General features: G+C 34.7%; 11 protein-coding genes, 1 pseudogene and 1 riboswitch. Of the genes and pseudogenes, 1 reads left to right on the top strand and 11 read right to left on the bottom strand.

The window, feature by feature from the left end; translation table 11 throughout:
- Window positions 1–164 precede the first annotated feature (164 nt).
- From thiD to ACZQCL_RS02955, 5 genes and pseudogenes are all read right to left on the bottom strand, one after another.
- Window positions 165–911: pseudogene (thiD, locus tag ACZQCL_RS02975) on the bottom strand (bifunctional hydroxymethylpyrimidine kinase/phosphomethylpyrimidine kinase).
- A gap of 31 nt (window positions 912–942) precedes the next feature.
- Window positions 943–1,533, bottom strand: coding sequence for an HAD family hydrolase (locus ACZQCL_RS02970; protein WP_227992706.1), 591 nt, complete (start codon window positions 1,531–1,533; stop codon window positions 943–945).
- Between the two features lie 47 nt (window positions 1,534–1,580).
- Window positions 1,581–1,681, bottom strand: a riboswitch (TPP riboswitch).
- Window positions 1,682–1,686: 5 nt separating this feature from the next.
- Window positions 1,687–2,031, bottom strand: a complete 345-nt coding sequence (locus tag ACZQCL_RS02965) for a DUF1667 domain-containing protein (protein ID WP_482481808.1) — start codon at window positions 2,029–2,031, stop codon at window positions 1,687–1,689.
- Entirely contained in the window at window positions 2,031–3,293 is a 1,263-nt protein-coding gene (locus tag ACZQCL_RS02960) for an NAD(P)/FAD-dependent oxidoreductase (protein ID WP_288522925.1), read from the bottom strand. The genes ACZQCL_RS02965 and ACZQCL_RS02960 overlap by 1 nt, the downstream gene beginning before the upstream one ends.
- Complete coding sequence (locus ACZQCL_RS02955) at window positions 3,286–4,716, bottom strand: NAD(P)/FAD-dependent oxidoreductase (protein WP_288522924.1); 1,431 nt, start codon at window positions 4,714–4,716, stop codon at window positions 3,286–3,288. The genes ACZQCL_RS02960 and ACZQCL_RS02955 overlap by 8 nt, the downstream gene beginning before the upstream one ends.
- A 197-nt stretch (window positions 4,717–4,913) precedes the next feature.
- Here ACZQCL_RS02955 and ACZQCL_RS02950 point away from each other — a divergent pair, with 197 nt between their 5' ends.
- Window positions 4,914–5,945 (top strand): LacI family DNA-binding transcriptional regulator, encoded by a 1,032-nt coding sequence (locus ACZQCL_RS02950; RefSeq protein WP_154556480.1) that lies wholly within the window; start codon window positions 4,914–4,916, stop codon window positions 5,943–5,945.
- Here ACZQCL_RS02950 and ACZQCL_RS02945 read toward each other — a convergent pair.
- Genes ACZQCL_RS02945 through ACZQCL_RS02920 form a run of 6 tightly spaced genes read right to left on the bottom strand, consistent with a single transcriptional unit; the run spans window position 5,917 to window position 10,674 of the window.
- Window positions 5,917–7,191, bottom strand: a complete 1,275-nt coding sequence (locus ACZQCL_RS02945; RefSeq protein WP_227992711.1) for an L-cysteine desulfidase family protein — start codon at window positions 7,189–7,191, stop codon at window positions 5,917–5,919. The genes ACZQCL_RS02950 and ACZQCL_RS02945 overlap by 29 nt on opposite strands.
- Complete coding sequence (locus tag ACZQCL_RS02940) at window positions 7,184–7,801, bottom strand: hypothetical protein (RefSeq protein ID WP_482481807.1); 618 nt, start codon at window positions 7,799–7,801, stop codon at window positions 7,184–7,186. Before ACZQCL_RS02940 ends, ACZQCL_RS02945 begins: the two co-directional genes overlap by 8 nt.
- Window positions 7,802–8,347 carry a hypothetical protein gene (locus tag ACZQCL_RS02935; protein ID WP_227992712.1) on the bottom strand — a complete coding sequence of 182 codons (546 nt, stop codon included), beginning with the start codon at window positions 8,345–8,347 and terminating at the stop codon, window positions 7,802–7,804.
- The gene (locus tag ACZQCL_RS02930; RefSeq protein WP_227992713.1) at window positions 8,344–9,114 is read right to left on the bottom strand and encodes a mechanosensitive ion channel family protein; all 771 of its coding nucleotides are present in this window, start codon (window positions 9,112–9,114) and stop codon (window positions 8,344–8,346) included. The genes ACZQCL_RS02935 and ACZQCL_RS02930 overlap by 4 nt, the downstream gene beginning before the upstream one ends.
- A gap of 5 nt (window positions 9,115–9,119) precedes the next feature.
- Window positions 9,120–10,121, bottom strand: a complete 1,002-nt coding sequence (locus ACZQCL_RS02925) for an aromatic acid exporter family protein (RefSeq protein WP_482481806.1) — start codon at window positions 10,119–10,121, stop codon at window positions 9,120–9,122.
- Window positions 10,122–10,173: 52 nt separating this feature from the next.
- Window positions 10,174–10,674 (bottom strand): RNA polymerase sigma factor, encoded by a 501-nt coding sequence (locus ACZQCL_RS02920; RefSeq protein ID WP_288028987.1) that lies wholly within the window; start codon window positions 10,672–10,674, stop codon window positions 10,174–10,176.
- Window positions 10,675–10,859: the final 185 nt, after the last annotated feature.

Below are 10,859 nucleotides of genomic sequence, written 5' to 3'. Positions count from 1 at the left end.
CCAAAGTTATACTAAAATTATGACAACATGGAATGTTATTCTATAAGTGCCTTAAAGATAAGGCAATGAATATAGAAATAAACCAATATTCATATCTCTCTCCTAAAAATAATACTAAACAAAAAGAAACCATTCTAGACGCCAACACTAGAATGGTTTTCTTATTATCCTTCATATTCTGTTGTATATTCATTGTCTATCGCAAACGAATGATCCATAGGACCTGAGCCTTTGCCCAAATCAAGCATTGCTCCTAATGCCCCAGAAATATATTCTTTTGTTCGTTTTACCGAAGTATCCAAATCATATCCCTTCGCAAGATTTGATGCTATTGCGCTCGACAAAGTACAGCCCGTCCCATGTGTATTTGAATTATTGTTACGTTTCCCTTTAAACCAAGCATATGAATTGTTTCTATACAATAAATCATTCGCATCATTGATTTGATGACCACCCTTAACTAAAGTAGCACACCCAAAATTTTCACTGATTTTTTTAGCCGCTTCAACCATACTAGCCTCATCCGTAATTTCCATTTCAGAAAGCACTTCTGCTTCCAGAATATTTGGAGTAATCAAAGTAGCTAAAGGCAACAATTCTTTTTTCAATGTTTCAATCGCATCCTCACTATTCAATCTAGCACCACTTGTCGCAACCATCACAGGATCAACGACAATATTTTCTGCCTTATATTCCTTAAGTTTCTTTGCGATCATTTCAATCAAACCAGAACTTGATACCATTCCAATCTTTTCCGCATCCGGATAAATATCTGTAAATACTGCATCTAGTTATTCACCTAAAAATTCAGGTGTTACATCCATAATACCCGTTACTCCCAATGTGTTTTGCGCTGTTAATGCCGTGATTGCACTTGTTGCGAACACATGGTTAGCACACATGGTTTTGATATCTGCCTAAATGCCTGCTCCTCCACTCGAATCACTTCCCGCAATCGTTAATGCACTTTTCATTTAAATCTCTCCAATCTTTTATTTTAATCACTTTAAATCCGACTTTTCTCGCCACATCTATACAATAATCTGCATCCTCAAACACCACTATATCTTCTGGTCTTTGTTTTAAAACTTGTGCACAAGCTAAATAAAAATCCGGATCATTCTTTGACTTATTCACCTTTGAACAAGTTATAATATCTTCAAAATAATTCAATACAGCCAGTCTATTCAGCGCAATTTTTACAAGCTCTTCATCACAACTTGTACCAATCACATTAATCGAATCATAATGTGAAATAAACTCTTTAAACCCAGGCATAAGGTTCACTTCATACTCATAAAAATCTGATATAAAATTCAATACCTCAGAAATGATTCGTTCTTCTTGTTTATTGATTTTATAATGATTCTTCAAGTATGTTGCGCTCTGTTCTAAACTCATATCTGAAACAATTTCATCAAGATTTTTTTCGGGAACCATCCCCAAACTTTGAACATATTGACTTGCCAAAGTATTCCATACTTCCATTGAATCCAGTATTGTTCCATCCACATCAAAAATAGAATAATTCATATTTTCTCCACCAAGAAAAAAAGCTACAGAAACCCAATCTGCAGCTCACTATCAAAAAGATATATTCCCTACGTTGGCATTATCCAAATCAGGTTACAGGGTCTAGGACAAACCTACTCTCAGCCTAAAAGCTCCCCTTTTTTAACAGCCATATTATAAGTCTTTCGTCGCAACTAAATCAACACCCGTACCACAAATGTTAGAAACAATTACATCTTCACGATGCACAGGTGCCTTCACAACCACACGATTCAATTCCTTCATCACATCAAAAATCTTTTCCTTTGGAATATCCCCATTGGTTTTCACGCTCAATCTTTCAATCTCAGCACCCACAATTTTCACAGTACTTGTCACAACACAAGTTGGATGCGTACACTCTTTCTTTCCATAGATTGCACCTCTAGGACAACCATTTCCAGTTACTTTATAATCATTTTCTTCATCAACTTTTAAATGACAACCCTTGGGACATGTTATACAAATTAACTCTCTCATTACGCATCCTCCTCAATAGATACAACCAATTCTTTATCTGCCTTTTCAAGCAATATTTTAGGAATTGATACCTTCTCCATTTCACTTGGAATCACATGTTCCTTTTTAAATTTCGCAATGACTGTATCCCCATCCTTCACGACAATATTTACCTGTTGCGTTGGTCTTCTTACACGGAAAGAAAGTTCAACACTCTTTTCTACATTATCCTTACGAATATATTGAGGAACTACATACGAAATATTATCTCCATTTATCGTCCTTACGACACGATCCTTAGATACTTCGCCATTTGAAACATATCGACCAGCACCCATTCCAGCCTTTTCACTTTCCAAACTTACAAAATCCACTAAATCATGCACATGCACAACATTACCTGATGCGAATACCCCTTCCATAGAAGTCTCCATATTTTCATAAACAATAGGGCCATGTGTTCTTGGATCCATTTCAATGCCTAATTCATTCGACAATTCATTTTCTGGAATCAATCCAACTGACAATAAAACGCAGTCACAATCAAATTCCATTTCTGTTCCTTCAATTGGATTTCTATTTTCATCCACCTTAGAAACAACAACCTTTTCCACTCTAGACTTACCCACAATATCCGTAATTGTATGACTTAAATACAATGGAATATCATAATCATGTAGACACTGAACAATATTACGATTCAAACCATTTGAGTACGGCATAACCTCAACAACAGCTAAAACTTTTGCACCTTCCAAAGTCATTCTTCGCGCCATAATCAAACCAATATCACCACTACCCAAGATCACAACTCTTTTACCTGGCATATAACCTTCAATATTCACATATCGCTGAGCTGCACCAGCCGTAAACACACCAGAAGCTCTTGTGCCTGGAATCGCAATTGCACCACGTGTTCTTTCACGACAACCCATATTTAAAATAATAGATTTAGCCTGTATCATTAAATATCCATGAATACTACTTGAACAATACACCATTTTATCTGGCGTAATCTCAATTACCATTGTATCCAATAAGATATCAATATCTGTTTTATCAACTTCCTCAATATACTTTCCTGCATATTCAGGACCTGTTAATTCCTCTTTAAAGTGGTGTAAGCCAAAACCGTTATGAATACACTGATTTAAAATCCCACCAAGTTCCTTATCACGCTCAATAATCAAAACGGACTTGGCACCATTTTGTCTTGCGGCGATTGCACTGGCAAGACCAGCAGGACCACCACCGATGACTACTACATCATACTTATTATTCATCGCCATTCTCCTTTGTTCTTCCACACAAAATATAAGAACCGTTCTTATCCAAAACAATATCTAACTGACTAACACCCAACTCATTAGCTAGAATTTCCTGGACTCTAGGTCCACAGAATCCTGACTGACATCTTCCCATGCCGGCATTACATCTACGTTTGATTCCATCTAAACTAACTGGTTTTGGACTTCGACGAATCGCATCAAGGATCTCTCCTTCACTAATGGTTTCACAACGACAAATAATACGACCATACTCAGGATGTTTTTCAATATATTCTTTTCTTTGTTCATGTGACATTTCTTTAAAACGAACTACTTTTCTTGTAGAAACATAATCCTTTTTTAAATTTAAGAAATAGTCTTTTTCCTGCATCATTCTCACAATGTCTAATGCGATTGCGCTCGCACTACTTAAGCCTGGACTTGCCATTCCGGCAATCAAAAAGAAATTATGTACATCTTTATCTTCGCCAATAATAAAATCTTTTGTATCACTTCTTGCACGCAATCCCGCAAACGTACGAATATTTTCTTGAAGCTTCATATTCGGTACGGATTTAAACGCATTTTCACGAATTATTTTTAATCCTGCAGACGTTGTCGAATAATCATTTGCATCTGTATTTGTACTTGTAGGACCCACAATTAAGTTTCCATCTACTGTAGGAGCTACCAATACACCCTTACCAATCTTTGTAGGGCATTGGAAAATAACATGATGAACCAAGTTTCCTTGTGACTTATCTAATAAATAATATTCCCCTTTGTTTGGCGTAATCTTATAATCTGGTTTCTTAATAAGTCCAGTTACATGATCACACATAACACCCGCACAATTTACAACCAATGGAGCTTTGTATGTATCATTCACAATAAAGATATCTCCATCTTTTTTTATACTCGTAACCTCTTCATTCAAACGTAGCTCTACACCATTTTGAATTGCCACTTCACTTAATGCGATCGCAAACTGCCAAGGATTGATAATACATGCACTTGGTGCATATAAAGCGCTTGTACAGTCTGGATTTAAATTGGGTTCCATAACAGATAGCTCAGGCTGTTTAATAATACGCTGATTTTCAACACCATTTTGTACACCACGCTTATATAACATTTCAATGGTCCTATCATCCTCTTCACTAAATCCAACAACCAAAGAACCAATATTCTTACATGGAACATCCAAATCTTTACATAAAGTAGGAATGATTTTATTACCCCAAATATTATATTTTGCCATTAAAGTATCTGGCTCTGGATCATACCCCGCATGAATAATAGCACTATTGGCCTTAGTTGTTTCATCGGCCACATCATTATTTTTTTCTAGCCATAATACTTTTCCACTATATTTACTTAACTCAAACGCTAATGAGCAACCACTAATACCTGCTCCAATGATTATACAATCGTACATAGTTCGCACCTCTTTCAAAGTTACGATACGCTTATTTTTATTTCATTTCAAATGTGTAAAAAAGTCCATTTTATTAATCAAAATATTGATTAATAGTTGGACAACCAAATAAAATAGTGTAAGATAAAAATAGAAATTGATTAATGATTTGATTAGTAATCGATTTATTAATCAAAATAAATCAAAAGAGGCTTATTATGGGAAAAAGAAATAAAGTAACTACACGCGATATTGCCCAAGCCACAAATGTATCGCAATCCACTGTATCTATGATTCTAAGTGAGAATAAGAATGTATCTTTCAAAGAAGAAACAGTAAATCTCGTCAAAAAGACAGCCAAACAAATGGGATATAAAAAGCCAGAAGTTAAAAAAAGGTATTCAAACGCAAAAAATACGATTGTCGTGATTTGTTCCAACTTATCCAATTCGTATTATTCTATGGTTGTTTCAAGTATCATTGAACAGGCTAGTAAGACAAAAACACAAATCTTTACTATTTCTACATTGCGAAAAGATGATCTTGAAAAGCACGCCCTTTCTAACTTAAAACTATTAAAGCCATGTGGAATCATTCTTCTATATCCCCCAAAATTTGTTGATGAATGGAATGCACTTTCCAAACAAATACCGTGCATTATTATCGGGGATAAGCCAAAAAATCTTGATTGTGATTCCATTGAACTCAACAGTTTTAAATGTGGTAAATTATTAGGTAACCATTTAAAACAGCTAGGACACAAAAAGATTGCGTATATATCAAGTCCATTAGATACAACGGAAATTGGGCGAAACGAAAGATATGAAGGAGTTAAAAGTGTCTTGTCAAATACACAAGTATTTTTTAACTCGTCTAAACAATTTGAATTATACCCCATCGAAAAAAGAGAATACGAAAATGGGTATCGTTTAACGAAACAAATCTTAAGTGATAAATACGATGCCTATATTGGAAATAATGACATGACGGCCTTAGGCATCTTAGCCTGTTTAAAAGATCACAACATTAAAACAAGTGTAGCCGGATTTGACAATATTCCGGAAGCTGATTTTCCTCAAATACAACTTACAAGTGTTGACCACGGTGCTTGTGAGAAAGGAAAAGAAGCTGTTGATATTCTTTTAGAACAAACAAAAAGCGAACGAAAACGTATCGTCCATATGGAATATGAACCACAGTTAATCATTCGCTTATCTACTTTTAATCGCAAGAAATCATCATCTCAATAATTTTATCATTTGTTTGAAGCATTCCTTGAGAACCAAGTGTTCCAATATTTTGAATTGTTTCATCCACACTATGAGCAACGATTCCATCACCTGCATAGAATTGTTGCTTATTTTTATACATATAGTACCCCATAATACCAGCATCTACACTAGAAGCAATCTTAGCTGCACAACTAGCCTTAGCCCCATCACAAATCGTACCCGAAAGGATGGCTAATGCGTTGACAATTGTATGCTGAATTTCTTTATAAGTTCCATTATGTAAATAGGCAATACCAGCACCCGCAGCAGCTCCAGCACTAACAGCACCACAAAATGCCGATAAAGTACCAATACCTGTTTTAATGTAAATAGCTGTTAAGTTGGATAAAACCAAAGCACGATACAATTGTTCTTGCGTACAATCTAATTCTTTGGCATACACAACAACAGGCACACAACAAGTAATCCCCTGATTTCCACTTCCTGAATTGATCACAACTGGAAGTTCACACCCATTCATTCTTGCGTCGGATCCAGCCGCCGCATAAGCTTTGGCCCTTGTCTTTACACAATCTGAATCCATATTCAAGATCACATGACCAATGTTTGCACCATACGAATTATGAATCCCCTCATTTGCGATGGCCATGTTACAAGTGATTTGACGATCTAGTATTTCTTTTACATCATCAATATCCACAGTTTGTGAAAAATCCCAAATCTGTTTCATAATCAAAGCACTGTGATCGGCTTTAAGTTCTAAACTCGTCGTCTTATCTTCAAAAATAACTTGCCAGTTTTTTTCAATTTGTACAATATTCGTATGCGTATCTACAATACGAACACTGGCATGTTCTTGTTCATAATACACATGGATTTCTAAATCGAATACATGCCCTTGTTCAATGTGCTGTACGGTAATATTTGTATTTTGAACATATTCAGGCAATTCTTCAATTTGTTCACGTGTTGCCCTAGAAAGCACTTCAAGTTTGGCGTCGGCATCCCCATATAGAGCTCCTGCAGCAGCTGCAACTTCAATCCCTTTTAAGCCATTTGTATGAGGTACAATCACACTCTTAACATTTTTTATAATACTGCCACTTGCCTTAACAACAATACGATCTGGTAAATGATCTAGCACTTGCGTTGCCTTAGCACACGCATAACTAATCGCAATAGGCTCTGTACAGCCCATAGCCATCACTAATTCTTCTTTTAATATTTGTACATAAATCGAATATAATGAATCCTCTTTATTCATCTTCTTTCACCCATACACACGCCAATTTGTGATCTTCCATTTCTGTCATGCCAAAATAAATTGTATCCTTTTCTTTTACACCAAAATTCTGATGTAAAGCCGTTAATACAGTTCCGTACATCTTTCCATCTTGTATTCCTTCCAGACGAACCCAACATGCCTCCACATCTTTTCCTTCGTCTAGAAAATACACCATGATATCATCTGGATACTCTAAATGTCTTGATGGATCCAACTCTTTATATAAACGAAGCTCTTCTAATTCCTTAGAAACTTCTGTGGCCTTTTCGACCATATCAATCTTATCCTGGAACAATTCCACATTCACATTATCCAAGATTTGAATATCCATTTCCTGCACATCAAAACGAGGAATCTTGCACGATACACCAATCGGTACAATGCGATATTCAATATTGCGTTTCTTTGTTTCCAAAGCTACGATTTCAAAAATAAAGCCCGCATTATGATCGATATAACCATACATTAATGCACCATATAGATTATCTAGCTTTAACCTCATCTTCTCTAAAAGCTTAACCATTTTCATGCCGTGGATTTCCACCATTTTCTGATTCATGTCACGAAAACTCATTTCATATACTTTCATCTACTCACCCTCATACACATCTTTTAATTCTTCAAAGTTATATTCCAACACCTTATTCAATTCAACGATATCTAAATCTTCATCTACTGGAAAATCCGAAAGACTCATCTCATTGGCTTCGACATATTCTTTAAACAATTCCATGGACTGATAATAATAATCCTGAAACTCTTTAAAGCCATCCCATATCGCAAAGCCACGACCATTGACCACATTCGCATCTTCTTCTATATCATCCACTTTTTCAACTTGAATTTCAATCTCAAATGGCTCTTCTAAATTATAAACCATCTTAAATGTATCTCCCTCTTTGAAATCAGGCTGGATTGATGAAGCACAAGGTAACTTATTAAATTGTTCATCCTCACAATTTGGACATACAAAAGGGATACCATTCACTTCAATCACAAAGTCCGCATATTCTTCAGACAAATAAGATGCTAATGTATAATAAGCTAAATCCGCTAAAGATAATGAGTTAGGTAAACTCATGTATCGATACATTAAATTATTAAAACCCAATACTTCTGTATATACTTTTATCATGATTGACTTACCTCTACTGAATAATTTCCAAAATGAATATTGGCTTTTCCATACTCTTTTACAAGTTCATAACGAATCTTTGCGAGCATATCAAAACCATCTAGACTTGTCTTACTTGGAACAACAACACGTAGATCAATGCCGGTTGCAGAAAAATTGATTACTTTTACTTCAATTGGAGTTTCACTTTCAATATCATATTCTCCCATTGTTTTTTCAACTAAACTCTTTAAAATATCTATCGCCAAATCAATATCCGTTCCGTAAGAAACCTCAATTTCTAAATAGTTATTCTTTCGCGCATCCTGAAAAAATGCATTTTCAATCGTAGCCGAATTCAATGTTGAGTTTGGCACAATAATACGATTACTTTCATACGTACGAATGATCGTATGACGAAAACGAATACTTTCAACATACCCAATCAATTCACCTTGATTGACTTTAATTAAATCGCCCTCGACAAATGGTTTAAATGTTAAAATCATTAAACCACTACATAGATTTCCAAAGGCATCTTTAGCGGCAACACCTAAAACTAGGGCAACCACTCCACTGGATGCAGCAAGATAGGACATAATAGGTTTGGTCTGTTCAAATTGTCCAAGAAAAATCATTCCATTAATAAAAACCAAAACATATTTTATTAATCTGGCAAAACTTGCCTTATTTGTGACATCCTTTTTATATAATACTTTACGAATTCCTTTATAGATTCCAATAGAAACTATAACAGAAACAATAGTAACAATAACAATTGATTTCATCTAAATCATCTCCAATACAATTTTTTCTGTTCCTCTGTCGTTTGATCAATAAACTTCTTCTTTGTGTATAAAAACTCTTCTAAATCCATATAAATATGTAGAAGCATCGCCTTTGATTCAAATTCAATTCGACTTTCAGGAAGAGCTTCACTCTGTTTGTCTTTCAACATTTTATGAAGCGAACTAATTTGAGGCTGAGGATCATTTTTTTCATGAATAAACGGAATTAAATATTCAATATAATTCGCCAATTCATGCGCCTCTTTTGGCATTTCACGAATCTTTCGAATTTTATAATGCAGCATATGCAGAATATCGCACTGTAAAGCACGCATCTCAAAATAACGAATATAATAATCTGGCAAATTCGTAAACGTATTATCCTGATATTCCATCGCAATATGAATATATTTTTCAGCTTGCTCTTTAATATCCTCTAATTCTTTCCAAATTGTTGTATTTCTTTCCTCACTTTGAATATAATGAACAATTTGATACATCAAGCTCTGAATCTTGTCCTCCATATAAATCATACAAGAATTCAAATACTCTTCTTCTCCACTATAATCATGAACCAAATTCAATAAGAATGCGATAATGGCACCAATTAAAATCAAATAAAACTCATTCATCATGAAGTGAAGACTAAAATCCAAATAACTCAAGTAATGCACTGCAATCATCGCATTTACACTTAAAGTATTCTGACATTTCATTTTCTCACTGTGCCCAACTAAGCACGCAATCACAAGTCCAAAGGCTATCCAATGGCTTGGAATAAGTTCAAAGAAAATAAAACAGAATAGAATTGTCACAAAGAATGTGGAAATTCTTCTAAGAACAAGCTTCACCGTCCCCCACTTTGTCGTCAACAAAGACAATAGTGCAATCGTTCCAGCACTTGTTGGATTATCCAACTTAAAAAAGTAGGCTAATATAATTGCGATGGCACTTCCTACGCCTATTTTAAGTGATAGTATCAATACTCTTTTTGTTTCTCTTTTCATATGCTTACATTTTATGCGAAATCAAAAAAAAGGACAATAATAAATATCATTGTCACTTCTTATCTAATACATCCTTTACTTTTTGTTTACCACTCTTCAACAAACGAGCCACCCCCTCTTCACTCATCTTTAAACGATTTGCGATATCCTTCTCTTTCAATTTTCCTAGACAATGCATGATTGTCACTGTCTTTTGATTTTCTGGCATCTCATTTAAACAATCATCCACATCCGATTGTCTATATTGAGGAAGTCCACGTAAAGCCGTAGTTATACCTGTATGTTCTTTAGCCTGCATATACTCACGCAATTGTTTATTCAACAAAACCGTGATCCACTTCAAAAAATTCTTATCATCACTCAATTTATCCATATTCATAAATGCGTATGTATACGTTGCCTGTAAGATGTCATTGATTTCTTTTTCCTCTAAACCAATATAACGCTTATAAATTGTTTGTACCAAATGATTTCGCGTCAATGAAATAAGCTCTTTCTTCGCATCCGCATTCTTATTTCTTACACCCATTATTATCTTTTTATCTATATTCATAGTTTAATCCTTTATATATGTTATTTTTAGTATACAACACATCATTTGATAAATCCATTTTAGCCCTTAAAACTTGTTTATGTGCTATAATACATTAGAAAATTAATACATCAATGTTGATAAAAAACACCAATCGAAGCACATTATTGTACAACATTGGTGTTTTAATTTTATTGAACTAACAC

The organism is Holdemanella sp. (genome assembly GCF_056804935.1).
This window is presented reverse-complemented; position numbering and strand designations above follow the sequence as displayed.

Excerpts from the sequence above, each read along its gene's own strand:
- ACZQCL_RS02970 (WP_227992706.1), bottom strand. The coding sequence starts at position 1,533 with ATGAATTATTCTATTTTTGATGTGGATGGAACAATACTGGATTCAATG.
- ACZQCL_RS02965 (WP_482481808.1), bottom strand. The coding sequence starts at position 2,031 with ATGAGAGAGTTAATTTGTATAACATGTCCCAAGGGTTGTCATTTAAAA.
- ACZQCL_RS02960 (WP_288522925.1), bottom strand. The coding sequence starts at position 3,293 with ATGAATAATAAGTATGATGTAGTAGTCATCGGTGGTGGTCCTGCTGGT.
- ACZQCL_RS02955 (WP_288522924.1), bottom strand. The coding sequence starts at position 4,716 with ATGTACGATTGTATAATCATTGGAGCAGGTATTAGTGGTTGCTCATTA.
- ACZQCL_RS02950 (WP_154556480.1), top strand. The coding sequence starts at position 4,914 with ATGGGAAAAAGAAATAAAGTAACTACACGCGATATTGCCCAAGCCACA.
- ACZQCL_RS02945 (WP_227992711.1), bottom strand. The coding sequence starts at position 7,191 with ATGAATAAAGAGGATTCATTATATTCGATTTATGTACAAATATTAAAA.
- ACZQCL_RS02940 (WP_482481807.1), bottom strand. The coding sequence starts at position 7,801 with ATGAAAGTATATGAAATGAGTTTTCGTGACATGAATCAGAAAATGGTG.
- ACZQCL_RS02935 (WP_227992712.1), bottom strand. The coding sequence starts at position 8,347 with ATGATAAAAGTATATACAGAAGTATTGGGTTTTAATAATTTAATGTAT.
- ACZQCL_RS02930 (WP_227992713.1), bottom strand. The coding sequence starts at position 9,114 with ATGAAATCAATTGTTATTGTTACTATTGTTTCTGTTATAGTTTCTATT.
- ACZQCL_RS02925 (WP_482481806.1), bottom strand. The coding sequence starts at position 10,121 with ATGAAAAGAGAAACAAAAAGAGTATTGATACTATCACTTAAAATAGGC.
- ACZQCL_RS02920 (WP_288028987.1), bottom strand. The coding sequence starts at position 10,674 with ATGAATATAGATAAAAAGATAATAATGGGTGTAAGAAATAAGAATGCG.